The sequence below is a fragment of the Kocuria tytonis genome (assembly GCF_003226895.2).
GTDB classification, from domain to species: domain Bacteria; phylum Actinomycetota; class Actinomycetes; order Actinomycetales; family Micrococcaceae; genus Kocuria; species Kocuria tytonis.
Genome location: NZ_PNJG02000002.1, coordinates 603,467 through 626,556, shown reverse-complemented (window position 1 = coordinate 626,556; position 23,090 = coordinate 603,467). Strand labels below are relative to the sequence as shown.

The window sequence follows — 23,090 nt, the reverse complement described above, 5'->3', positions numbered from 1 at the left end:
GCGTCCGGAGCGCGGAAGGTGTGGATCAGCTCGTTCACTCGAAGCGACACGTGATGGCTCCCAATTCTCCGTAGTCCGCGTGCACGGTGTCCCCGGGGTGCACCCACATGGGCTTGGTGAAGGACCCGGCCAGCACGATGCTCCCGGCCTCCAGCGCGTCCCCGTGTGCCGCGAGCTTGTTCGCGAGCCACGCCACACCGTTCGCGGGGTGGTTGAGCACGGCCGCGGCAACACCCGTGTCCTCCAGGGTCTCGTTGCGGTACAGCAGCGCAGACACCCACCGCAGGTCCACGGCGTCAGGCGCCACGGGGTTGCCGCCGTACACCATCCCGCCCAGGGCCGCGTTGTCCGAGATGGTGTCAACGATCGTGCGGCCCTCCATCTGGATCCGCGAGCTGAGGATCTCCAGCGCCGGCACCACGTACTCGGTGGCCCGCAGCACGTCGAAGATGCTCGTGTGCGGCCCGCGCAGCTCGTCCTTGAGCACGAACGCGAGCTCCACCTCGATCCGCACGTTCGAGTACTGCCCGTGCTCGATCACCGAGCCGTTCTCGTGGACCTGGTCCGCGAAGATCGCCCCGTAGTCCGGTTCCGTGATCCCCGTGGCCTCCTGCATGACCTTGGAGGTGAGCCCGATCTTCCGGCCCACCAGCCGCCGCCCGGACTCCTGCGCCCGCTTGCGCCACTCGTTCTGCACCGCGTAGGAGTCCTCCACGGTCATCTCCGGGTAGCGCTTGGTGAGGCGCTCGATCATCGTGCGGTTCGCCTCCGCGGCGGCCAGTTCGTCCGCGATGGCCACCACGCGTTCGTGGTCCAGCATGTCCTTGCCTTTCGGTTCGTGCGTGCGCGGTGGACGACGACGCCGCTCGCCCACCGAGGGCGCGGGCGGCGTCGTCGTCGCGGGTCAGAGCTGGTGACCCATCTTGTACTCGCCCTTCTTCCAGTCCGGCATGGACTCCTCACCCTCGGAGGGGCGCGTGTAGGAGAAGCCGTCCGCGCCGATGGTCACGGCGAGCTCGGAGTCGTCCGTGCGGGACACGACCTCCTGCGGGTTGCCGTCCAGGTCCAGCACCAGGGACGCCTCCGTGTACCAGGAGGGGACCACGGGGGTGCCCCACCAGTCGCGGCGCTGGTTGTCGTGGACGTCCCACGTGACCACGGGGTTGTCCGGGTCACCGGTGTAGTAGTCCTGCGTGTAGATCTCCACGCGGTGCCCGTCCGGGTCCCGCAGGTAGAGGTAGAACGCGTTGGACACGCCGTGGCGGCCGGGGCCGCGCTCGATCCTGTCCGACTGGCGCAGCGCACCGAGCTTGTCGCAGATGGCCAGGATGTTGTGCTTCTCGTGGGTCGCGAAGGCCACGTGGTGCATGCGGGGCCCGTCGCCGCCGGTCATGGCGGTGTCGTGCACGGTGGGCTTGCGGCGCATCCACGCGGCGTACACCGTGCCCTGCTCGTCCTGGATGTCCTCGGTCACGCGGAAGCCCAGGTCCTGCATGAACTTGGTGGCGCGGGGCACGTCCGGGGTGACCTGGTTGAAGTGGTCCAGGCGCACCAGGGCGCCCGGGGTGTAGAGGTCGTAGCGCCACGCGAGGCGCTCCACGTGCTCCACGTCGTAGAAGAACTCGTACGGGAAGCCCAGCGGGTCCTCCACGCGCACCGACTCGCCGATGCCCTTGGTGAAGCCCTCCGCACGGCGCTCCACGCGGCAGCCGAGCTCCTCGTAGAAGGCCACGGCCTTGTCGAGGTCCTCGGGGGTGCGCACGCGGTAGGAGAACGCGGCCACGGCGGCCACGGGGCCCTGGCGCAGCACCAGGTTGTGGTGGATGAACTCCTCGATCGAGCGCAGGTAGACGGTGTTCTCGTCCTCCTCCGTGACCGTGAGCCCCAGCACGTCCACGTAGAACTCGCGGGAGGCCGCGAGGTCCGTGACCACGAGCTCCATGTACGCGCAGCGCAGGATGTCCGGCGCGGGCACGGAGGGGGTCTTGATGGGGTTGTCGGTGGTGATCGGGGCTTCCTGCGAAACATAGAAGCCCGAGGACGTCATCGTCCGGTCAGCGGGATTCGTCATGGTGTGTCCTTCGTGGTGAGAGTGCCTCGTGATGACAGTGAAAGGGTCGTGGGGTTCTGGCGCCGCCCGCCGCCGCGGACCGTGCGGCCCGCGGCGGGGCGGAGCGGCGTGGGACCGGCGTGGGAGTGCTGCGTGGGCGGGGCTCAGCCGTCCGTCTTGGCGGCGGCGTCCTCCTGCTTGCCGAACACCGGGTTGTGCACCTCGCCCAGGTTGATGTGCACGGCCTGCTGGTCCGTGTAGAAGTCGATCGAGCGGTAGCCGCCCTCGTGGCCCAGCCCGGAGGCCTTCACACCGCCGAACGGGGTGCGCAGGTCGCGCACGTTGTTGGAGTTCAGCCACACCATGCCCGCCTCCACGTTCTGCGCGAAGTTGTGGGCGCGCTTGAGGTCGCTGGTCCAGATGTAGGCCGCCAGGCCGTACTTGGTGTTGTTCGCGAGCTCCAGGGCCTCCTCGTCCGTGTCGAACGGGGTGATGGCCACCACCGGACCGAAGATCTCCTCCTGGAAGATCCGGGCGTCCGGCTTGACGTCCACGAACACCGTGGGCGCCACGTAGTTGCCGGTCTCGAAGCCCTCGGGGCGGCCGCCACCGGCCACCAGGCGGGCCTCCTGCTTGCCGATCTCCACGTAGGACATGACCTTCTCGTAGTGCTCCGGGTGCACCAGGGCACCCACCTCGGTGCTGGGGTCCGAGGGCAGACCCACCTTCACCCGCTTGGCCTGCGCGGCGTAGCGCTCCACGAACTCGTCGTAGATCCCGCGCTGCACCAGGATGCGCGAGCCCGCGGTGCAGCGTTCGCCGTTGAGGGAGAACACCCCGAAGACCGTGGCGTTGATCGCGGCCTCGAGGTCCGCGTCCTCGAAGACCACGGCCGGGGACTTGCCGCCCAGCTCCATGGACAGGCCCTTGAGGTACGGGGCGGCGTTGCCGAAGATGATCTGGCCCGTGCGGGACTCGCCCGTGAAGGAGATCAGGGGCACGTCCGGGTGCTTGACCAGGGAGTCACCGGCGTAGCCCTCCTCGCCGAAGCCGTTGACCAGGTTGAACACACCGGCGGGCACGCCGGCCTCCTCGAAGATCCCCGGCCACAGGGAGGCGGAGAGCGGGGTGAACTCTGCGGGCTTGAGCACCACGCAGTTGCCGGTGGCCAGGGCGGGGCCCAGCTTCCAGGACTCGAGCATGAACGGGGTGTTCCACGGGGTGATCAGACCGGCCACGCCAATGGGCTTGCGGTTCACGTAGTTCACCTGGCGCCCGGGGACCTTGTAGGCGTCGTCGATCTGGGCGACCACCAGGTCCGCGAAGAAGCGGAAGTTCTCCGCCGCGCGGCGGGCCTGACCCAGCGCCTGGGTGATGGGCAGGCCGGAGTCGTAGGACTCCATGGCGGCCAGCTGGTCCCCGCGGGACTCCACGATGTCCGCGATCTTGTGCAGGATCCGGGAGCGCTCACGCGGGAGCATCTTGGGCCACGGGCCCTCCTCGAACGCCTTCTTGGCGGCGGCCACGGCGGCCTCGATGTCCGCCTTCTTGCCGGAGGCGGCCTTGATGTAGGGCTCGTTGGTCACGGGGTTGAGCACGTCGAACGTGTCCCCGTCGATCGAGTCCACCCACTCGCCGCCGATGTAGTGGCGGATGGACTCGGGAAGGTTCTCGGGCTTGGTGTCCTGCAGAGCGGCCATGGGATGACTCCTCGTATCAGTGGATTCGGTGGGTTGTCTCACGCGGTGCGCCGCTGCGCCGCACCACGGTCCTCGCGGCTGCTGAGGTAGCTGGCGAGGGTCGCGGCGCGGTGCTGGCGGACGGCACGCTCCACGGCGTCCGCCGGGGCGTGGGTCTCGATGAGGTGGAGGATGTGGTGGTGCTCGTTCACCGAGGCGCGGGCGCGCTCCGGGACGAACGAGAACGTGGAGGTCCGCAGGTGGTTGAGGCGTTCCCACTCCACCGTGACCAGGTCGTTGAGCCGCTCGTTGGGGCACCGGCACGCGAGCACCCGGTGGAACTCGTGGTTGGTCTCCGTGAACGTCTGCGGGTCGAAATTCTTCAGGGACGCCTCCATGGAGGCGTTGAGCTCCCGCGCGTGGGCGAGGTCCTCGGCGGTGATGTGCGCCGCGGACAGCGCGGTGGCCGCGCCCTCCAGGACCGCGAGGACCTCCATGCTGTACGTGTACTGCTCGCCGTCGACCATGGACACCCGCGCGCCCACGTTGCGCTCGAACGTCACCAGGCCCTCGGCCTCGAGCCGCCGGATGGCCTCGCGCACCGGCACCACGGACATGCCCAGCGTCTCGGCGATGCTCGCGAGCACCAGACGGTAGCCCGGGGAGAACGCCTGGGACATGATCTGGGCCTTGATCCAGTCGTACGCGCGCTGCGCCTTGGAGGGTGCGGCGTTCGCGGTCAGGGGCATGCGGTCCTCGGTTCGGCTCGGGGGGCTCAGTGGGGGCGGGTGCTCAGGGACAGGTCACTCGGAGGGCAGCGGGTTCTCGGCCAGCCACTGCTGGAACTTCTGCTTCCACTCCCCCGTGGGCGGGAACAGCCCGTCCACCGGGTGCCCCTCGGCCACGCGCTCGGCCACCCAGGCGTCCTCGTGCTCCTTGGCCAGGGCGTCCTTGGCCACCTCCTCGGCGAGCTCGCGCGGGATCACGACGACGCCGTCGTCGTCCCCCACGATGACGTCACCCGGCAGCACGGTCACGTTGCCGCAGGCCACGGCCACGTCCGCCTCCCACGGCACGTGCCGCCGGCCGAGCACGGCCGGGTTGGGGCCCTTGCAGAACACGGGCAGCCCGATCTCCTGCACCGCCGCGTAGTCGCGCACGCCGCCGTCCGTGACCACCCCGGCCGCACCGTTGTGGCGCGCCCGCAGCGCGAGGACGTCCCCGAGGGTTGCGGAACCGGTCTCGCCGCGCGCCTCGATCACGATCACCTCGCCCTCGCCCACGGCGTCGAACGCGCGCTTCTGGGCGTTGTAGCCGCCGCCGTGGCTCGTGAAGAGGTCTTCGCGGTTGGGCACGAAACGCAGGGTCTTGGCGGTGCCCACGAGCTTAGTGCCGGGGGTCTGCGGGAAGACGTCCGCGACCACCACATTGTTGAGCCCGCGCTTGCGCAGCTGGGCGGAGAGACCCGCGGTGGGGGCCTTGTCGAGCATCGCGCGCAGGGCAGGGCTGAGTGCGTTCTCCGTGCCCTGCTCGGGCAGCCCCGCGGCCTCGCGGGAACCCCAGGCCTCCTCGCGCTGGGTGTCGTTCACGGCGGGCATCGCGCCCAGGCCCTCGTCGAAGCCCTCGGTGCCCTCGGTCACGCGGCTGACCAGGCGGCCCGACGACGGCGCCCCGGCCGCGCTCGGCGCGTCCACCTCCACCTCCACGACGTCCCCGGGCTGTGCCACCGAGGACCCGGCGGGCGTGCCCGTGAGGATCACGTCCCCCTCCTCCAGGGTCACGTGCTGAGAGAGGTCCGCCACGAACTGGGCGAGCGGGAAGATCATGTTCTCCGGCGCCGTGGTGTCCTCCTGGACCACCTGGCCGTTGCGCCACGTGCGCACGCGCAGCTGCTCCGGGGAGACCTCACGGGCGTCGATCAGCGCGGGACCCAGGGAGGTGTAGCCGTCCCGGCCCTTGTTGCGCAGGTTGGATCCCTTGTCCGAGGCCCGCAGGTCGTAGAGGCCCCAGTCGTTGGAGGCCGTGACCGCGGCCACGTGGTCCCAGGCGTCCTCGAGGGACACGTTCCTGGCGGGCTCACCGATCACCAGGGCGATCTCGCCCTCGAACGCCAGCAGCTCCGTGCCGGCGGGACGCTCCACCGCGGCACCGGAACCGGCCAGCGAGCTCGCGGGCTTGATGAAGTAGGAGGGCACGGCCGGCTTGCGACCGCGCTGGGCGGCACGGGACTCGTAGGCCACGTGCACGGCGATGATCTTGCCGGGGTGGACGGGCACGGGACGCACGGCTCCCTCCGAGGTGCTCCGAGCGTTCTGGGGGTTCTCGGCCACCGGGACCGCCTCCTCGTGATCGTCAGAATGTTATTTGAAATCGTATATTATCCGGGTAGGCTGAGCAAGTGGTCCGGCTCACACCATTGTCGCCGGGGTGGCGCGGAATGTCTCCCGATCCCCCTCGATCCGGGCCTGCAACCGATGGCCGGGGTGCGGCACACGGGCGCGACTTCCGGCGGCAGTCTGTCACTCAGCTCACACATCGTATATGATCCGCATTACACCCTCGACCTCCCACCGGCTCCCCGCGGAACGAGCAACGTGGCTCCTCCCGGGCAGGGCCCTCGGCCCACACCATCCCAGAACGCAGGAGAAGGCATGCTCTTTCATCAGAACGGATACGTCTCCGAGGATCCCCGGATCGAGGAGCCCCGCGGTCACGGCATCGACCGCCCCGAGGACCTTCCGGACACCATGGACGTGCTCATCGTGGGATCGGGCCCGGCCGGTGTGATCGCCGCCGCCCAGCTCTCCCAGTACCCGGAGGTCAGCACCCGGCTCATCGAGCGCCGCCCCGGCCGGCTGGAGATCGGTCAGGCGGACGGCATCCAGGCGCGCAGTGTGGAGACGTTCCAGTCCTTCGGCTTCGCCCAGGAGATCATCCAGGAGGCGTTCATGCTCCGCGAGATGTGCTTCTGGAACCCGGACCCCGCCAACCCGCAGAACATCGTGCGCACGGGCCGCCCCGCGGACGACCCCCACGGGGTCTCCGAGTTCCCGCACATGATCGTGAACCAGGCCCGCGTGATGGACTACTTCCTGCGCTCCGCCCACCGTGGTCCCGGCAAGATCGTCCCGGACTACGGCATCGAGTTCGGGGGCCTGAAGATCAACCAGGACCACGAGTACCCCGTAGCCGTCACCATCCGCTACGTCACCGGTGAGCGCGCGGGCGAGGAGCGCACCGTGCGCGCCAAGCACGTCTTCGGGTGCGACGGCGCCGCGTCCCGCGTGCGCAAGTCCATCGGCCGCAAGCTCGAGGGCCAGGGCGCCAACCACGCGTGGGGCGTGATGGACGTGCTGGCCAACACCGACTTCCCGGACATCCGCACCAAGTGCGCGATCAACTCCGTGAACGGCTCCATCCTGCTGATCCCGCGCGAGGGCGGGCTGCTGTTCCGCATGTACGTGGACCTGGGCGAGGTGCCCGAGGACGACAACCACGAGATCCGCAAGACGCCCGTGGAGGAGGTCATCCGCCGGGCGAACCAGATCATCCACCCCTACAGCGTGGAAGTGAAGTCCGTGGCGTGGTCCTCCGTGTACGAGGTGGGTCACCGCCTCACGGACCACTTCGACGACGTGGACACCGAGGACCGCGGCACCCGTGTGCCCCGCGTGTTCATTGCCGGGGACGCGTGCCACACCCACTCCGCGAAGGCCGGCCAGGGCATGAACGTGTCCATGCAGGACGGCTGGAACCTGGGCTGGAAGCTCGGCGCGGTGCTCTCGGGCCGGGCGGACGCCTCCCTCCTGGACACCTACTCCGAGGAGCGCCAGGTCATCGCCAAGAACCTGATCGACTTCGACCGCGAGTGGTCCACGCTGATGGCCACCCCGCAGGACAAGCTCCCGGACCCCAAGTACCTGGAGGAGTTCTACGTCAAGACCGCCGAGTTCCCGGCCGGTTTCATGACCGAGTACCAGCCCTCGCTGATCGTGGCGGGCACCGAGCACCAGGACCTCGCGCAGGGCTACCCCGTGGGCAAGCGCTTCAAGTCCGCGCGGGTCCAGCGGGTGTGCGACTCCGTGGTGGTGCACCAGGGCCACGAGGCCACCGCGGACGGGCGCTGGCGCATCCACGTCTACGCGGACGCCGCCGAGGCCGGTGCGGACTCCCCCACCACCGCGTTCGCCGAGTGGCTGCAGAACGATCCCACGTCCCCGCTGCAGGCCTACCGCCGCGAGGGCGACGGCGAGGCCACCCTCTTCGACGTGGACGTCACCTACCAGCAGCCCTACACGGAGGTGGACATCAACAGGGTGCCGCGCGCCTTCAAGCCGCAGGTGGGCACGTTCGGGGTGAACTACTGGGAGCGCGTGTACGCCGCCGTTCCGGACGAGGACATCTTCGACCTCCGGAAGATCAGCCGTAACGGCGCCGTGGTGGTGGTCCGCCCGGACCACTACGTGGCCGCGGTCCTGCCGCTGGACGCCACCGCAGAGCTCTCCGGCTTCTTCGGGAAGTTCCTCCGCAAGAACTGACCCGGAGTCACAGGACGGCCCGCCGCGCACCTCTTGGGGGAGTGCGCGGCGGGTTCTTCATGTCAGGGGGCGTGTCAGGGAGCAGCGGTGCGGCGGCGTCGCCCGCTTCCGCGGGAGTGGCTCAGGCGCCCGTTTCGATGAGCAGCACGCCGCCCACGATCAGCGCGAGACCCAGGGCCATGACCCAGGTGAGGGGCTCCTTGAAGAACACCCGGCTGATCAGGGCGGTCAGCGCCACGCCCGTGGCGGCCCAGATCCCGTAGGCCACACCGAGGGCCATGCCCTGCGCGAGCACCACCCCGAGCAGGGTGAACGCCACCAGGTAGCCCGCGGCCACGCCGAACCACCAGAGCCTGCTGCCCGCGCTCACCATGCGCAGGGCCACCGTTCCGCCCACCTCGCAGACGATGGCGACGGCGAGCAGGACGTAGCTGACGGCGGTCACCGTGCCGCCCCCGCGCTCTCCGCCGCGGCCCGGGAGCGCTTCTGCGCCGCCTGGGAGCCGAGTTCCACGAGCAGCACACCGGCCATGACCAGCACCAGCCCCGCCCCCATGACCGGTGTGATGGGCTCCCCGAAGATGAGGAAGGACATCACGGCGGTGGCGGCCACCCCTGTGGCGCCCCAGATTCCATACCCCACACCCAGGGTCATGCCGTGGCGCAGGGACGCGAACAGCCCCAGGAACGATCCGGCGTAGCCGGCCACCACCAGTGCGTAGAACACGGGGATCGCCACGGCTGCCTTCAACGCGAGGGAACCGGTCACCTCCGAGGTGATGGCGGCCATCAGGAACAGCCATTTCTGCATGGGGTGGGGGTTCTCCTCATCACGACGTGGCGCGGTCTCCCGCGTGGGGTGCAAGGGATGGGCATGGCACCCAGGTCACAGCCCGCGGAACAACTCCACCACATCCGCGGCGGTCGTGTCCCGGCACGCCGCGAAACCGGTGCCGGCCCACAGGTTGAGCCCGGCGGCGTCGTCCACGGAGGCCGCCCGCAGCGGCGCGGTCATGTAGTGCACCTGCGGGTAGCCGGCCACCTGCTCGCCCGCCATCCGCTCCGTGAACCGGTTGCGCAGGGCGCGGGCCGGGCGCCCCGAGAACGCCCGCGTGACCACGGTCCCCTCGTGCTCGCCGCTCAGCAGCGCCCCCCGGTGTGCCGGTTTGGTTCCGGCCTCCGCCGCGGCGAGGAACAGCGTTCCCACCTGCACGGCCGCGGCGCCGCGCGCGCGGAGGTCCGCGGCGGCGCCGCGCCCCGCCACGCCTCCCGCCGCGACGAGAGGGATGTCCGTGAGCTCGCGGGCCGCGCTCAGCAGGTCCGCCGTGGTGACGTCCTGCGGTTCGGCGGCCTGACCGTGGGTTGCGCGGTGCCCGCCGGCCTCGGAGCCCTGCACCACGATCGCGTCCGGGTGCAGCCGAGCAGCCGCCTCCACCTCACGCTCGTCGGTCGCATTGAGCACGACGGCGCTGCCCGCCTCCCGCAGCCGGGCGACGTCGGCGGCGGTGGGCAGCCCGAACGTGAACGAGACGAGTGGCACGGGGTGGGCCGTGAGGTGGTCGAGTTTTGCCGGGTACTCGTCGTCCACGTACTCCCCCGGCTCCGGGGCGGGCACGCCCAGCTCGGCGGCCGCCGGTGCCAGGGCGCGGGCGTAGGCGGCGAGCGCCGCGGGGTCCGACGGGTCCCTCTCGGGAACGAACAGATTCACGCCGAAACGGTCCGTGTGCCCTGCGACCTCTCGGATCTCGTCCGCCATGGCCCGCGCGGTCTTGTACCCCGCGGCGAGCATGCCCAGCCCGCCGGCGCGCGCCACGGCCACGGCGAGCGCCGGGGTGGACGGTCCGCCCGCCATGGGCGCCTGCACCACCGGCACGGGCAGGGTGGTCAGGGGGTTGGTCATGGGTTCTCCTTACACTGGCAGGCGTGTCCGAATCCCATGATGCTCGCCCCGCCCCCGTTCCGTCTCCCTCACCCTCCCGCTCGGCACCGGACGACGCCGCCGCCCGCCCCGTCATCAAGGTCACCGGCGTGGTGCTGCGCCGCGCCGCGGACGGCCACGTGCTGACGGTGCGCAAGCGGGGAACGGGCATGTTCATGTTCCCGGGAGGCAAGCCCGAAGCGGGAGAGTCGGAACTGGAGACCGGCATCCGTGAGGTGCGCGAGGAACTGGGGATCGAGCTGTCCCCGGACGACCTGGTGCCCGTGGGCGAGTGGCACACGGAGGCCGCCAACGAGCCCGGGCACGGGCTGCACAGTCACGTGTTCGTGAGCACGGTTCCGCTGACGCAGACTCCAGTACCGGCCGCGGAGATCGAGGAGCTGCGCTGGCAACCGCTGGACGGCGTGGAGAACGTGGAGGATCTGGCGCCGCTGGCCCGGTGGTACGCGCTGCCGGCGGTGCGGGGGATGGGGCCCTAGCCCCGGAAGCTCTCCCCCGGGGCATCACCCTCGCGCGGTATCTGGCCCGTGTTCTCCAGCATTCGTACGCGGGCCCTGCGGTTCAGGAACAGCATGCCCGTGCCGCCCGTGGCGAACACGGCGGTGTACACCACGTAGTACCACCCGAACTCGCGGTCCGGAACGAGAAGGATGATGAAAGCTGCGAACCCCAGGAAGATGAAGAAGTAACCCAGCCACGCCACAACCGCCCGCCACACGGTGTGGGGGTAGTACGGATCAGCGCGGAGGATTTCCCGCCGCCGTTCTGCCGCACGCTCCGACTGCCCGTTCCTGTTACCGGTCGCCGGATGGCCCACGCCGTCCGGATCACTCGTGGATCGGTACGCCTGTGAAGAGGACATGTCCATACCTCGCATCCGTCAGAGCTGCACCGGGAATCTCCCGGTCTTCCACCGTGGCAGCGCGGACCGCGCCAGGGCAATGACCGAACGCCCAGATTCCTCGGGAGTGCCGGCCGGACGTCGGTCCAGGACAGGACGCGTCCTTGAGGCCACGGCAACCCCGCCACCGGCGCCACCCAGCCGGTGACGCGCCGTCAGGACCCGCTGGGGATCCGTTGCTGGTTCTCCAGGACCTGGACCCTCACGCCGCGGCACAGGTACTGGCACACCAGGGACGAGGTGACCACCCCGGCAGGAATGAAGAAGTCGTCCCAGTCCAGGCCCCGGCCCATGACGAACAGCGCAGCAAGAGCCACGACACCCACCGAGAGAAGAACGTAGGCACCCCACAGAACAATGGCGCGCTCCACGGTGTGCGGATACCAGGAATCCGCCTTCTGGACCTCGGCATCCCGGTCGCCCGCCGGTGGGGTGTTCCGGTGACGGTTCCAGGTCTCCGAACGGAGGGCGGTCGTGGTGGCGGTGTCGGGTTCCGAGAAATCGGGGGTGAACATGTCAGCACCTCGTGTCCAGCGGTCGTCGCACCGGGACTCTCCCGGGAAACCACGGTCTCAACCCCTCGGGCGGCCTCACAATGGTCCAGCGACCACTCTTCGGGGCCCGGGTGCCCGGTTCACGTGCGGCGCATGACCGTGGCGGCGTCCACGGTGACCTCCCCCGCGGGGGCGGCCGGGGTGGCGTCGTCCTTCGCTGACGGGTCCGTGATGCCCAGTGCGTCCGGGGTGATGGTGCGCAGGTCCTGGTGGGGGTCGTCCACGGGGGCGCGCAGCAGGGTGGCGGTGGCCCAGCCGTGGGTGAGGAGGAAGTGGTCGCTGTCCGGTTCCTCGGGGCCGGTCTCCGCGCTGTAGGTCACGGCGATGTGCTTCTCGTCCCCGCGCCCGATCTGCGCCTGGACCGCGCCGAACCCGGCCAGCCGCGCGGGCTTGAGACCGCGCAGGCGTTCGGGGGCCACGTCCGGGACGTTGAGGTTCAGGATCCACTCGTCGAAGGCCCGGTCCTCCCAGCGAGCGAGCGCGTAGCGCGTGACCAGCAGCGCCGTCTCCCAGTGCTGGGGCGCGCCGGACGTGATGGACACCGCGATCCCCGGGATGCCGTGGGACGCACCCGTGAGCACCGCGCCCACGGTGCCGGAGTGCAGGGTGGCCTTGCCCGTGTTCGCCCCCAGGTTCACGCCCGAGAGCACCATGTCGGGGCGCTGCCCGAACGCGCCGTAGGAGGCGAGGAACGCGATGAGCGCGGGCGCGGCCTTCACACCCACGCACTCCACACCCTCGGGCATCCGCGGCGGGGTGGCGGGGACCAGGGCGACCCGCCCGTCGATCTCCTCGCCGGAGAGGGACGAGCTGGCACCCGAGTACTCCTCGGCCGGTGCGGCCACCATGACACTGTGCCCGCGGTCCAGTGCGGCGCGCGCGAGAACCGCCAGTCCCGGGGACGAGATGCCGTCGTCATTGGTGACCAGGATGTGCATGGGGTCCATGGTGGCACGCTGCCCGCACGCGAACCAGGGTGGAATCGTGCGCTGCGGGTCCCGTCAGGAGAGGGTGCGCACCGTGATCTGGCGGGCGAACTTCTCGATGGTCGTGCGGTTGCCGGTTCCCAGCCCGCGGCGGGCCACGTTCAGCGCACCGGCGGAGGCGCCCAGGGCTACGGCGTCCACCAGGTCCAGCCCGCGCGCCAGGCCCACGGAGATCCCCGCGGTCATGGAGTCCCCCGCCCCGCGGTGGTCCAGCGGGGTGATGGACGGCGCCGAGACCTCCCGCACGGCGCCCCTCTCCACGAGCAGCGCCGGGTCCTTCGCGCGGGACAGCACGACGGCGCCCGCACCCCGTTCCACGAGCGCGCGGCCCGCGTCCACCAGGGACTCGGGGGTGCCGTCCGAGCCGAGGTCCAGGTCCCGCACCTCCTCGTGACTGATCTTCAGCACGTCCACCCGCGCGTCCACCGCGGCCAGTGCGGGCGCGCCGCTGAGGTCCGCGACCACGGTGGTCCCGGCGTCCCGGGTGTCCCGGATGAGGCGCCCGAAGAACGACGCCGGCAGCACGTCCCCGGGCTCCGCGCCCGTGACCGTGAGGACGTCCGAGGCCAGGGCGTCCACGAACGCGGTGCCGTAGAGGTCGTCGAGCTCGTGGCGGGAGAGCTCCGGCGGCGGCATGTGGGCCACGGTCTCCCGGTCCGCACCGCGCAGGTCGTAGACGTAGCCGCCGTTGCCGTAGCCGTAGCGCACCGCGTTGACCTGCATCCCGAGCCCGTCCAGCATGGAACGGATCAGGGCGCCCAGCTCACCACCGAAGGGCCCGTTCACCGACACGTCCGCCCCCAGGGAACCGGCCATGCGCGCCACCCACAGTCCCTGGCCACCGGGGTGCATGTGCACGTCCGACTCGTGGGGGCTGCGGTTGCGGTTCGCCGCCGGCTCCGTGATCTCCGTGACCAGCAGCGGCGTGGGCACCAGCACGGAGATCCGCGGCTTCGCGGGGGATCGTGTCTCGGTCATCCACGAAAGCTACAGCACACGGGACTCTGGTGGACACCACCCCGAGGTGCCACCATGGTGGGATGAATTCCACCGCACCGGTTCGCATCGTGGAGGGTCAGGCCGCCAGCGAGCATACGCTGCAGGCGCTGAGCGCATACTTCGGCGAGCTCGACCACCGGATCGACGGCGGCTTCGACCCCGAACTCACCGAGGTCTCCGGCCCGGAGGACGTCACCCCGCCGCAGGGGGACTTCCTCCTCATGACGGACCTCGTCACCGGGGCAGTGATCGCGTGCGGAGCGGTGCGCAGGCTGGACGACGAGCGCGTGGAGCTGCGCCGGATCTGGGTCACCCCCGAGCACCGCGGCAGGGGCCACGCCCGAACCCTCGTGCGGGCGCTGGAGAACAAGGTGCGCGCGTTCGGTGCCACCACCGCGGTGGTGTCCCTCAACCCGGAGATGACCGAGGGCATCGCGATGTTCCGCAACCGCGGCTACGAACCCGTGGACCCCTTCCACGAGACCACCACGGCGTCGGTGTTCCTGGCGCGGGAGCTCTGAGCGGTCAGTCCCGCGCCTCGCGGGTCTTCCTGCGGTTGGCCCTGTCCACGGCCTCCACCAGTTCGTCCTTGGTCATGTTCGAGCGCCCTTCGATCCCCAGTTTCTGGGCGAGCTCGTACAGGTGCTCCTTGGAGGCGTTCGCATCCACCCCGCCGGCGGTGTCCTCGGCGTTCAGCCCACCCTTCTCCGCGCTGGCGTCCGAGGGGCCGTTCTCCGCCTTGGGCTCCCAGTGGTCCCCCACCTTCTCGTGGGTGTGCTTCACGGCGGCCCAGGCGGTGCGGGCCGCGCGGGCGTCGTCGTGGTACTCGTCCTGCGCGGAGTCCCAGGTCTGCGCGAACGTGTCCTGCGCCTTCTCGTCCGAGCGCTGCAGCGTGGCCGGGATCTCGTCCTGCCGCGCGTCTCCGTTCTTCTTCGCCTTGGGCACGGGGTTCTCCTCACACGTTCCGGAATGGCTCCGACGACCCCATCCTACGAACGACGACGCCGCCCGCCCACCCTCTCAGGCCCGTTCCCCTCATGCGGGCCCGGCCTCATCAGCCGGCGCCGCGCCGAGCTTCGTTGGGGGTCCGTTCCCCTCGCGCGGGCCCGATCTGCACCGCCGCCCGGATCTGCCCGGCCCCAGCGTGCGCCTTGAGCGGAACCCGCTCAATTTAAGTGCTTCCACCTCTGGCACTTGACGGGGACTGGTGCTATATTTCAAGCAGTTGAGTCAGAGTGACTCAAGAAACGTGATGACGCCGCGTCCGCGGTCAGGACATGAGCGGCCGGGCGCACCACGGAGGTCACGCACATGGAAGGAATGACTGTCATGGCTACTTTCGATCCGTTCTCCGAGGTCCAGAACTTCGCCAACCAGGTTCTCTCCACCCGCAACGGCCTGGAGCAGATGCCCATGGACCTGTTCCGCCGGGGCTCCAACTACTACCTCGCGGCGGACCTGCCGGGCATCGACCCCACCAGCGTGGACGTGGACGTGGACGGCCAGCTGCTGACCATCCGGGCGCAGCGCCGCCTGCCCTCCGCGGAGAAGGACACCAAGTGGATCGTGCGCGAACGCCGCAACCACTCCTTCGTGCGCCAGCTGAACCTGGGCCAGGGCATCGACACCGAGAAGATCACCGCCGCGTACGACAACGGCGTGCTGACCGTGACCATCCCCGTGTCCCCCAAGTCCCAGCCGCGCAAGATCCAGGTGGCCACGGGCCAGAACCAGGACAACGTGGTGCTGGAGCACGGCCAGAAGGACGAGCGGTCCGGCCAGGAGGAGGGGGCGACCACCGAGGCCTCCGAGAACTGACCCCCTGACACACGAGTGGGCCCGCAGGAGATCTCCTGCGGGCCCACTCGTCTTCTCCGAGGTGCGGGTCAGCGATCCATCCAGCGCACCACACGGTCCAGGTCCTCGGTGACGCGAGCGGACCACACCATGAGCGCGTACACGTGCGGGCCGCCCTCGCACACCACGGTGGTCACGTCCACGTGGGCGCGCATCAGTTCTGCCACGAACTCCATGGTGTCCGGGTAGAGCATGTCCCGGTCACCCTGCAGCACGAACGTGCGGGGGAGTCCGCGCACGTCCCCGAACGCGGGGCTCACCACGGGGTCGGTCACGGCGCGGGCGCCGGCCCACCAGCGGCCCGCGGCACGCGGACCTTCCGTGTCCAGCATGTGGTCCACATCCCGGTACGCCTCGATCTGCGGGTTGCTCACGGTGGCATCCACCCACGGGGAGATGAGGATCAACCCGGCCACGTCGGACGCGTCCGCGTCCCGCAGCCGCATTGCCTGGGCCAGGGCCAGACCGCCACCCGCGGAGTCCCCCGAGAGGAAGATCCGCGAGGCCATGCCCCGCACCAGGTCCCACACGCCGTCGGCGAGCTGCAGGGCCTCGTCCACCGTGTGGTCGGGGGCGAGCCCGTATCCCGGCACCACCACGGTGGCCCCGGTGCGCTGGATCAGCGCGTCGATCCAGCGCCAGTGCACCACGGTCATGGGATGCACGTACGCCCCGCCGTGCCAGTGGATGACCACAGGGGCGTCCATCCGCTCCAGCGCCCTCTTGGGACGGGCGATGACGACCGGGCGTCCCGCCACCATGACCTTCTCGAAGAACACGCGTTCGTGCATGGACTTGTGGGGGGCTGCCTCCTCCCGGCCGGCGGCCAGGGACGAGAGCAGCTTGGACTCCGACTCCATCACGTTGGGCATGGCCCGCAGCGCCTCGTTCGTCAGCCGCAGGCGGCGGTCCGCGGTCTCGACGACCACCTCCGCGGTGACCTCGGCCTCCCGGTGGCGCCGCACGCGGGCCTCGGTGTCCGCGGCATGCCGTCCGTGGCGCCGCGCCACGCGTTCCGCGTGCTCGGCGTCCCCGGTCTCCCGCCGGTGCTCCGACGCCGCGCGGTGCTCCGCGTGCGCCGGGTGGTCCGCGGCGACCCGGTCCCCGTGACGGTCCTCGGACTCGGGGGTCTCGCGGGTCCCGGTCCCACCCTCCGGACGGGCAGCAGCCGTGGCACCCGCCGCAGTTGCACCCGCGGCCGCGAGCGCCGCCGTGCCGGAATGGCGGCCCGACACGGACCTGCGGCGGCCGGAGTCCGCGCGGTGGCGACCGGCGCGGCGGGCCCGGCGAGCGGCGTCGTCGTCCTCCGGGGAGTCCGCGACGGCACCGGCGGATCCGGCGCGCTCGCGGGCCAGGGACTCGCCCTCGACGTCCACGTGCGGCAGGATCCTGTCCAGCCAGCGGGGGATCCACCAGGCCTTCTCACCCAGCAGCCGCATGACCGCGGGGATCAGGAGCATGCGGACCACGAAGGCGTCCAGGAGCACACCGCCGGCGAGCGCGAAGCCGATGGGTCGGATCATTGCGAGGTCCGCGAAGATGAACCCGGCGAACACGGAGATCATGATGATCGCCGCGGCCGTGACCACGGACCGGCCCGCCTTGAAGCCGTACACCACGGCCTGCCGTGCGGGGTGCCCGTGCACGTACGCCTCGCGCATCCCGGACACCAGGAACAGCTGGTAGTCCATGGCGAGGCCGAACAGGATCCCGACCATGAGCGTGGGCAGGAAGCTCAGGATGGGCCCGGGATCGTGCACGCCGAACAGTGCACCACCCCAACCCCACTGGTACACCGCCACCACGGCACCGAAGGACGCCAGGACGGAGAGCAGGAAGCCCACCGTGGCGATCACCGGGACCAGGATGGAGCGGAAGACCATGAGCAGCAGCAGCAGCGAGATGATCAGCACGACGCCCAGGTACAGGGGCAGCTTCTCCCCGAGCAGCTGGGAGACGTCGATGTTCGCGGCGGTGGTGCCGGCCACGCCCACGTGGACGTCCTCGTCCGTCTTGAGATCCTCGTTCAGGCCCCGGATGTCGCCCACGAGCTGCTCGGTGGCAGCCTCCGCGGGACCGGACTTCGGGATCACCTGGATGACGCCCGTGGTGCGGTCGTCGGTGGTGTTGCCCTGCAGGACGTTGGCCACGTCCTCCTGGTCCGCGAGGCGGTCCGCCACCTCGTCCATCGTGTCCTTGGCCTGCGCCTTGTCCAGACCCTCCGGCAGGTCCACCACCACGGCGATGGGGCCGTTCTCGCCCGCACCGAAGTCGTGGGCGATGCGCTGGTATGCCTTGTACTGGGTGCTGTCCCGCGCTTCCGTGGAGGAGTCCGGCAGACCCAGGCGCATGCTCTGGGCCGGCAGCGCCAGCACGACCAGCACGGCCACGGATGCCAGGGCCGTGATCCACGGGTGACGCAGGTGCAGCGGGACGTCGTGGGGATCGATGTGGTCCTCCCGGGGTGCGGCGTTGCGCACCTTCTTGGGCAGGACGCGCTTGCCGGCCAGCGAGAGCAGCGCGGGCGTCAGGGTCAGGGTCATGAGCAGCGCCACGGCCACGGCCAGACCGCCGGCCGTTCCCATCAGGCCCAGGAACGGCACCCCGCTGACGTTGAGGGCCACCAGGGCCACGATCACCGTGAGGGCCGCGAAGAACACCGCGGTTCCCGAGGTTCCCGCGGCCATCCCGATGGATTCCCGCACGGACATGCCCTGGCGCAGCTGCTGCCGGTGGCGGTTGAGCACGAACAGGGAGTAGTCGATGCCCACGGCCAGGCCCAGCATGACGCCGAGCATGGGGGTCACCGACATCATGTCGATGACACCGGAGAAGGCCAGGGTGGTGCATGCCGCGATCGCCACCCCCAGCAGTGCGGTCAGCACCGGCAGGAAGGCCGGGACCAGCGCGCGCAGCATGATGAGCAGCACCAGCGCCGCCGTGATGACGCCCACGATCTCCGCGGGGCCCACGAGCGAGGACACGTCCTGCGCGATCTCCTGGGAGAACTCGGCGCTCACACCGTCCACGGGGTGGCTCCGCACGGCGTCCATCACCGCGTTCTTGGTCTCGGCCTCCACGGCGTTCTGCTCGTCGGTGAAGTTGACCACGCTGATCGCGGAGTTGTCGTCCTTGGAGACCACGCGGTAGTCGCCCATGCGGTCGTAGGTCTTCTCGCCCTCCTCGAGCTGCGCCTTCTGCTGCTCCAGCCGGGCAGGATCCATCCCGCGCTGCTTGAGCACCTGATCGGCGCTGACTCCCGGCGGGAGGCTCTTCTTGAGCTGGGCGATCTGCTGCTCACCCTTGTCGAGCTGGGCGCGCCCGTCCTTGAGCTTCTGGTGGCCGTCGTCGAGCTGCTGCTGCCGTTCGAACGGATCCACGGTGGAGTCCACACCGGAGACGTCCTCGGTGGCCTTGATGGCGTCCGCGACGCCGTCCTTCTGGGCCTGCGTGAACTCGGAGCCGTCCTGTGTGTAGAAGACCACGCGGCCCGTGCCCTGGTTGGCCTCCGGCATCTCGGCCTTCAACCGGTCCGCGAGGTTCTGGGTCTCGGTCCCCGGGATCGTGATGGCGTTGCTGAGGTTCACCCCCGAGAGGGCCACCCCGCCCACGGCCAGCGCCAGGACGGCGACCCACACCAGGATCACCGCCCACGCGTGAGCGGCTGCGCTCTTGCCCAGCCTGTACAGAAGTCGTGCCACGAAGTTCTCCTACTGAATCGGAAGGTTCTGTTGCGTGCACCGCGCGGTGGCCGGTGCGGTTGCCGGTGGCGGCGTCCGGCGAGCAGGACGACGCCGCGGGGTCACGAGTCGAAGCCGCACCCCAGGACGTCCAGTGCCGTGGACAGCAGCTCGTCCCACGTCTGCCGCCCCTGCTCGTCCAGGACGCCACCCGTGCGGGCGAGCCACTCGTCCAGGCACTCGGCGAGCGAGTTGATGACGGTCGTGGCCACCAGGTGGGTCTGGAACGGCGTGTACTGCGGCAACCGCTCCCGCAGCACCTCGTGCAGCCGCTGCACCGCGGTGCGGGTCACCCTGAAGCCCCACAGGGAAGCCGCCGGTGTGTCCTGGACGTCCACGGAGAACATCGGTTGCAGTTCGTCGATCAGGCTGCGGGACCGCAGGGCATCGATCAGCTGCCGGTAGACGTCCCCCAGGGAGGCGTCCGGAGGTGCCGCGGGCTGCGGGAGTTCGTGCAGCACCCGGTCGATCAGTCCGGCGACCAGCTCCGAGAGGTACTCGAAGACGGCGTCCTGGGCCGAGGGGAAGTGGTTGAAGATGGTCCGGCGCGAGACCCCCGCCCGCGCCGCCAGATCGTTGACGCTCACCCGGTCCATGCCCCGCTCGGTGGCGAGCTCCCCCGCGGCCGTGATGATCGCCCTGCGGTTGCGCAGCCTGATGGCCTCGCGCTTGTCCTTGGGTTCATCCGGTGGCCGGTGGCGGCAGCCGGGCAGCAACTGAGGTGTCACGTGGATCATCGTACGGCACTCATTGCACTGTGTGCACCTTCTTGTGGGCATGATCTCACCGGCCCGTCGACGCCGCTCGGTCACCGCACGTAGCCCGACCGCACCCGGGCGGGAAGCATGCCGCCACCCGTCAGCCATGCCAGGTGGGTGGCACCGGCAGGGACCCCGCCCCGTCCCCCGGTACCGGTGGCGGGTCCCGCACCGGCATCCGCCGGCCGGGGGGCTCCCCGCCCCGAGGAGCCCGCGACCCGTCTCAGGGCTTCCAGCGCCGCGGCCGCCGAGGGTTCAACGATGATGCCCTCCGTGGCATACAGCCGTCTCAGCTGCGCCAGCATCTGTTCGTCCGTGGCGGTGACGCACCCCGCGATGAGCCCCTGCACGGCGCGGCCCACGAACCCGGAGGGCCGCCCCACGGCCAGACCGTCCGCAACGGTCCGGGTGCTCAGACCGATCTCGGCCACCGAGATCCCGTCGTGCCGGCCCGTGGACAGCCCCAGGAGCATGCACGGCGCCTGCGTGGGTTCCACGAACACGCAGTGCACCGCGTCCCCGAACTCCCGCTTCAACCCGTAGGCCACCCCACCCGGAGCCCCGCCGATCCCGCACGGCAGGTACACGTACAGCGGATGTGCAGCATCCACCGTGATGTCCTGCTCACGCAGCTGCCGGGCCACCCGGGCGCCCGCCACCGCGTACCCGGCGAACAGGCTCAGGGAGTGCTCGTCGTCCACGAAGTGCACGGAATCGTCTCCTTCCGCGGCTTCCCGGCCCGCGGCCACGGCCCGCGTGTAGTCCGTGGCATGCTCCACGACCTCCACACCCCGTGAGCGCAGCAGGTCCTTCTTCCACTGCTGCGCGTGCGTGGACATGTGCACCGTGGCATGCAGTCCCAGGGCCGCGGAGACGATGCCGATGGACAGCCCCAGGTTGCCGGTGGAGCCCACCACCACGCGGTGCTCACCCATGAGCCGACGGAACGGCTCGCTGCTGAAGGCCGTGCAGTCCGGGGTTTCGTGCGCGGAGGACTCACCGGCTGCGGCCGCCGGGGATGCCGTGGATTCCCCGGGGCACATGTGTCTCCGGGCATCCGGGAGCAGCCCGTGCTGCACCACGAGGGATTCCGCGTACTGCAGCACCTCGTGGACTCCCCCGCGGGCCTTGACGGAACCACTGACCGGCAGGATGTCGTCCCGCTTGAGCAGCACCCGGCCGTTGCGGATCCCGGCGACCTCCCGCCACTCCTCGGCACGCTGCACCGGCGACTCGATGAGCCCGCCCGCGGCGGCTGTGTCCGGGAACGCGGCCGAGATCCAGGGGCGGAAGCGCTCGAGGCGCGCGGCGGCGTCGGCCACGAGGGCGGGATCCACACCGGAGTCCGCGAGCCCGCGGGCGCTGTCCGTGGCTCCCGGGTTCCACCAGGTGAGGGGTTCCTCGCGGGCGAGCCGGCCCGCGAGCGAGGCCGTGAGCGAGCCGAGGGCGGTGCCCGCCGGGGCGGACTCCCCCGCAGCGGGCGGGATGGCGGGGACGGGCGGGTCGGGACGCTCAGCACTCATGGGGACATCATGACGTGCCGGCGCGGACGCCCACCACACGCGGGGGGGGTCGGCGCGCGGGGGCGTCACACCACCCGCCGGGTCTCCCCGGGGCGGGTGACGTGCAAGGCCAGCGCGGCCAGCACCGCCACCATTCCGGCGCCCAGGGTGAGCACGAAGCCCCGCTGCGGCACCTCGGACAGCACGCCGCCCAGCGCGGACCCGAAGGAGACGCCCAGCACCAGGCACGTGGTCAGCATGGTCATCACACTGGCGATCCGGTGGGACGGTGCTGCGTGCTCTCCGCGCGTGTAGGCACTGACCAGGATGGCTCCCACCCCCAGGCCGGTGACCGCGAACAGCACTCCCAGCGCCACGGGCCCGGGAAGACCCAGGAGCACGAGCGCCACGACCGACACCAGCAGCCCCCCGAATGCCACACGCACCGAGAGCGGCAGCCGCTGCGGGAGTCTGGACACCAGCACGCTGGCCAGGGCGCTGCCCACCCCCATGCACCCGTAGATGACGCCCGTGTACGCCTCGGTCCCGCGCGCCGCGTTGATGGCGGTCAGCGCCGTCTGCGTGGAGCCGAACACCGTGCCCACGCACAGGCACGCCACCATGGGCGGCAGCACGGACACCCACCGGATCCGGGCGGCGGTGCCATTCGTGACGTCCATGCCGTGGGTCTCCACGGTCAGTCCGCGCCGGCTCACCAGGTACGCGATGAAGCAACCCTGCCCCGCCACCACCCAGACCATGAGCACCACGAGCGCGGGATTCGGACCGAGCAGCCCCACCAGCGCACCCGCGATCACGGGCCCCAGGATGAACCCCACCTCGTCGCACGCGGTCTCGTAGCCGAGCGCCCGGCTCACCAGCCCCGGCAGCCGACGACGCCGCGCGATCGCGGACCAGCGCGCCCTCGCGATGGCCCCCACCTGCGGATTCGCTGAGCCGATCACGGCGGCGCACACGAGGATCAGGGCGGCCGGGCCGTGGTGGCGGACGACGGCCAGCAGTGCCCCCATGCCGGTGAGCTGCACCGCAGTGGCACCGAGCACCACGGGCAGCGGCCCGAAGCGGTCCACCAGCCGCCCCACGAAGGGCGCTCCGATCGCGGAGCCGAATCCCGCGGCCGCCACGGTCAGCCCGGCCAGCCCGATGCCCAGCCCGGCGCCGCTCACGTAGAGCAGCAGACCCAGCTGCACGGTGGCCGCGGGCAGCCGCCCCACCAGTGCGGTGACGAGGAAGGCCCAGCCGCCCACGGCGGGGAGGGACAGCGCGGCGCGAGGCGCTCCCGCGCTCACATCGGCAGCGGGGTCGCGCTCCGTGGACACGCGGGGCGCACCCGTCGGGCCGGGCGCGCGTCGGGCCGCCGGCGGCGTCGACCCCGGGTGCCCGCAGGAATCGCGCGGGGGCTCGGGCGGGTGCGGGGACTGTGGACTCACGGCATGTACTCCTGGGTACGGCGAACACCCGCGCACCCGACCACACGCGCGGAGAATCCCCTGGCAACACGATTGATGGTACCCGGGGGCGAAGGACCGGGACGCTCCGCAGCACCGGCTGCCCACCGACCGGGGGG

The 23,090-nt window shown here is 70.7% G+C and carries 21 protein-coding genes; 4 read left to right on the top strand and 17 right to left on the bottom strand.

Features of this window, described 5'->3' with window-relative positions; genetic code table 11:
* Nucleotides 1–34: 34 nt before the first annotated feature.
* The 5 genes from hpaH to C1C97_RS08715 all read right to left on the bottom strand — a co-directional run bounded on the left by hpaH (nt 35) and on the right by C1C97_RS08715 (nt 6,059).
* On the bottom strand, nt 35–820 hold the full coding sequence (hpaH, locus tag C1C97_RS08735; protein ID WP_121031262.1) for a 2-oxo-hept-4-ene-1,7-dioate hydratase: 786 nt from the start codon (nt 818–820) through the stop codon (nt 35–37).
* Between the two features lie 84 nt (nt 821–904).
* Nucleotides 905–2,071 carry a 3,4-dihydroxyphenylacetate 2,3-dioxygenase gene (gene hpaD / locus C1C97_RS08730; RefSeq protein WP_012399270.1) on the bottom strand — a complete coding sequence of 389 codons (1,167 nt, stop codon included), beginning with the start codon at nt 2,069–2,071 and terminating at the stop codon, nt 905–907.
* 143 nt (nt 2,072–2,214) lie between these two features.
* Nucleotides 2,215–3,750, bottom strand: a complete 1,536-nt coding sequence (hpaE, locus tag C1C97_RS08725) for a 5-carboxymethyl-2-hydroxymuconate semialdehyde dehydrogenase (RefSeq protein ID WP_121031260.1) — start codon at nt 3,748–3,750, stop codon at nt 2,215–2,217.
* Between the two features lie 38 nt (nt 3,751–3,788).
* Nucleotides 3,789–4,478: a GntR family transcriptional regulator gene (locus tag C1C97_RS08720; protein ID WP_121031258.1), complete on the bottom strand. Its 690-nt coding sequence runs from the start codon at nt 4,476–4,478 to the stop codon at nt 3,789–3,791.
* A gap of 54 nt (nt 4,479–4,532) precedes the next feature.
* Nucleotides 4,533–6,059 carry a fumarylacetoacetate hydrolase family protein gene (locus tag C1C97_RS08715; RefSeq protein WP_121031256.1) on the bottom strand — a complete coding sequence of 509 codons (1,527 nt, stop codon included), beginning with the start codon at nt 6,057–6,059 and terminating at the stop codon, nt 4,533–4,535.
* Nucleotides 6,060–6,380: 321 nt separating this feature from the next.
* Between C1C97_RS08715 and C1C97_RS08710 the strand changes: the two genes are divergently transcribed.
* Nucleotides 6,381–8,267: an FAD-binding monooxygenase gene (locus tag C1C97_RS08710; protein ID WP_121031254.1), complete on the top strand. Its 1,887-nt coding sequence runs from the start codon at nt 6,381–6,383 to the stop codon at nt 8,265–8,267.
* Between the two features lie 121 nt (nt 8,268–8,388).
* Here C1C97_RS08710 and C1C97_RS08705 read toward each other — a convergent pair whose 3' ends face one another.
* From C1C97_RS08705 to C1C97_RS08695, 3 genes are all read right to left on the bottom strand, one after another.
* Nucleotides 8,389–8,712: a DMT family transporter gene (locus C1C97_RS08705; RefSeq protein WP_110920838.1), complete on the bottom strand. Its 324-nt coding sequence runs from the start codon at nt 8,710–8,712 to the stop codon at nt 8,389–8,391.
* Nucleotides 8,709–9,077 carry a DMT family transporter gene (locus C1C97_RS08700; RefSeq protein ID WP_121031252.1) on the bottom strand — a complete coding sequence of 123 codons (369 nt, stop codon included), beginning with the start codon at nt 9,075–9,077 and terminating at the stop codon, nt 8,709–8,711. Before C1C97_RS08700 ends, C1C97_RS08705 begins: the two co-directional genes overlap by 4 nt.
* 75 nt (nt 9,078–9,152) lie before the next feature.
* Nucleotides 9,153–10,166, bottom strand: coding sequence for an NAD(P)H-dependent flavin oxidoreductase (locus tag C1C97_RS08695; RefSeq protein ID WP_121031250.1), 1,014 nt, complete (start codon nt 10,164–10,166; stop codon nt 9,153–9,155).
* 23 nt (nt 10,167–10,189) lie between these two features.
* Here C1C97_RS08695 and C1C97_RS08690 point away from each other — a divergent pair, with 23 nt between their 5' ends.
* Nucleotides 10,190–10,684 (top strand): NUDIX hydrolase, encoded by a 495-nt coding sequence (locus tag C1C97_RS08690; protein WP_121031248.1) that lies wholly within the window; start codon nt 10,190–10,192, stop codon nt 10,682–10,684.
* Here the strand turns inward: C1C97_RS08690 and C1C97_RS08685 are convergent.
* The 4 genes from C1C97_RS08685 to C1C97_RS08670 all read right to left on the bottom strand — a co-directional run bounded on the left by C1C97_RS08685 (nt 10,681) and on the right by C1C97_RS08670 (nt 13,624).
* Nucleotides 10,681–11,067 carry a hypothetical protein gene (locus tag C1C97_RS08685; protein ID WP_199712221.1) on the bottom strand — a complete coding sequence of 129 codons (387 nt, stop codon included), beginning with the start codon at nt 11,065–11,067 and terminating at the stop codon, nt 10,681–10,683. The two genes, C1C97_RS08690 and C1C97_RS08685, sit on opposite strands and share 4 nt — an antisense overlap.
* A gap of 194 nt (nt 11,068–11,261) precedes the next feature.
* Nucleotides 11,262–11,621 carry a hypothetical protein gene (locus C1C97_RS08680; protein ID WP_121031246.1) on the bottom strand — a complete coding sequence of 120 codons (360 nt, stop codon included), beginning with the start codon at nt 11,619–11,621 and terminating at the stop codon, nt 11,262–11,264.
* Nucleotides 11,622–11,740: 119 nt separating this feature from the next.
* Entirely contained in the window at nt 11,741–12,607 is an 867-nt protein-coding gene (gene surE, locus C1C97_RS08675) for a 5'/3'-nucleotidase SurE (protein ID WP_233542842.1), read from the bottom strand.
* 54 nt (nt 12,608–12,661) lie between these two features.
* Nucleotides 12,662–13,624, bottom strand: a complete 963-nt coding sequence (locus C1C97_RS08670; RefSeq protein WP_121031242.1) for a 1-phosphofructokinase family hexose kinase — start codon at nt 13,622–13,624, stop codon at nt 12,662–12,664.
* A 62-nt stretch (nt 13,625–13,686) separates the two neighbouring features.
* Between C1C97_RS08670 and C1C97_RS08665 the strand changes: the two genes are divergently transcribed.
* A complete protein-coding gene (locus C1C97_RS08665) occupies nt 13,687–14,166 on the top strand; it encodes a GNAT family N-acetyltransferase (protein WP_110920443.1) in 480 nt (159 codons plus the stop codon).
* A gap of 4 nt (nt 14,167–14,170) precedes the next feature.
* On the opposite strand, the gene C1C97_RS08660 is transcribed toward C1C97_RS08665, so the two are convergent.
* Nucleotides 14,171–14,590 (bottom strand): ChaB family protein, encoded by a 420-nt coding sequence (locus C1C97_RS08660; RefSeq protein ID WP_110920444.1) that lies wholly within the window; start codon nt 14,588–14,590, stop codon nt 14,171–14,173.
* A 384-nt stretch (nt 14,591–14,974) separates the two neighbouring features.
* Between C1C97_RS08660 and C1C97_RS08655 the strand changes: the two genes are divergently transcribed.
* Nucleotides 14,975–15,463: an Hsp20/alpha crystallin family protein gene (locus C1C97_RS08655; RefSeq protein ID WP_199712220.1), complete on the top strand. Its 489-nt coding sequence runs from the start codon at nt 14,975–14,977 to the stop codon at nt 15,461–15,463.
* A 68-nt stretch (nt 15,464–15,531) separates the two neighbouring features.
* Here C1C97_RS08655 and C1C97_RS08650 read toward each other — a convergent pair whose 3' ends face one another.
* From C1C97_RS08650 to C1C97_RS08635, 4 genes are all read right to left on the bottom strand, one after another.
* Entirely contained in the window at nt 15,532–19,203 is a 3,672-nt protein-coding gene (locus C1C97_RS08650) for an MMPL family transporter (protein ID WP_121031240.1), read from the bottom strand.
* Nucleotides 19,204–19,304: 101 nt separating this feature from the next.
* The gene (locus C1C97_RS08645; protein WP_233542841.1) at nt 19,305–19,979 is read right to left on the bottom strand and encodes a TetR/AcrR family transcriptional regulator; all 675 of its coding nucleotides are present in this window, start codon (nt 19,977–19,979) and stop codon (nt 19,305–19,307) included.
* A gap of 71 nt (nt 19,980–20,050) precedes the next feature.
* Nucleotides 20,051–21,523: a D-serine ammonia-lyase gene (locus C1C97_RS08640; RefSeq protein WP_121031238.1), complete on the bottom strand. Its 1,473-nt coding sequence runs from the start codon at nt 21,521–21,523 to the stop codon at nt 20,051–20,053.
* A gap of 65 nt (nt 21,524–21,588) precedes the next feature.
* Nucleotides 21,589–22,842 carry an MFS transporter gene (locus tag C1C97_RS08635; RefSeq protein ID WP_233542840.1) on the bottom strand — a complete coding sequence of 418 codons (1,254 nt, stop codon included), beginning with the start codon at nt 22,840–22,842 and terminating at the stop codon, nt 21,589–21,591.
* Nucleotides 22,843–23,090 lie beyond the last annotated feature (248 nt).

Bases quoted from the DNA above. Each gene is read 5' to 3' on its own strand.
- hpaH (WP_121031262.1), bottom strand. From the start codon at position 820: ATGCTGGACCACGAACGCGTGGTGGCCATCGCGGACGAACTGGCCGCC.
- hpaD (WP_012399270.1), bottom strand. From the start codon at position 2,071: ATGACGAATCCCGCTGACCGGACGATGACGTCCTCGGGCTTCTATGTT.
- hpaE (WP_121031260.1), bottom strand. From the start codon at position 3,750: ATGGCCGCTCTGCAGGACACCAAGCCCGAGAACCTTCCCGAGTCCATC.
- C1C97_RS08720 (WP_121031258.1), bottom strand. From the start codon at position 4,478: ATGCCCCTGACCGCGAACGCCGCACCCTCCAAGGCGCAGCGCGCGTAC.
- C1C97_RS08710 (WP_121031254.1), top strand. From the start codon at position 6,381: ATGCTCTTTCATCAGAACGGATACGTCTCCGAGGATCCCCGGATCGAG.
- C1C97_RS08700 (WP_121031252.1), bottom strand. From the start codon at position 9,077: ATGCAGAAATGGCTGTTCCTGATGGCCGCCATCACCTCGGAGGTGACC.
- C1C97_RS08695 (WP_121031250.1), bottom strand. From the start codon at position 10,166: ATGACCAACCCCCTGACCACCCTGCCCGTGCCGGTGGTGCAGGCGCCC.
- C1C97_RS08685 (WP_199712221.1), bottom strand. From the start codon at position 11,067: ATGTCCTCTTCACAGGCGTACCGATCCACGAGTGATCCGGACGGCGTG.
- C1C97_RS08680 (WP_121031246.1), bottom strand. From the start codon at position 11,621: ATGTTCACCCCCGATTTCTCGGAACCCGACACCGCCACCACGACCGCC.
- surE (WP_233542842.1), bottom strand. From the start codon at position 12,607: ATGGACCCCATGCACATCCTGGTCACCAATGACGACGGCATCTCGTCC.
- C1C97_RS08670 (WP_121031242.1), bottom strand. From the start codon at position 13,624: ATGACCGAGACACGATCCCCCGCGAAGCCGCGGATCTCCGTGCTGGTG.
- C1C97_RS08665 (WP_110920443.1), top strand. From the start codon at position 13,687: ATGAATTCCACCGCACCGGTTCGCATCGTGGAGGGTCAGGCCGCCAGC.
- C1C97_RS08655 (WP_199712220.1), top strand. From the start codon at position 14,975: ATGGCTACTTTCGATCCGTTCTCCGAGGTCCAGAACTTCGCCAACCAG.
- C1C97_RS08645 (WP_233542841.1), bottom strand. From the start codon at position 19,979: ATGATCCACGTGACACCTCAGTTGCTGCCCGGCTGCCGCCACCGGCCA.
- C1C97_RS08640 (WP_121031238.1), bottom strand. From the start codon at position 21,523: ATGAGTGCTGAGCGTCCCGACCCGCCCGTCCCCGCCATCCCGCCCGCT.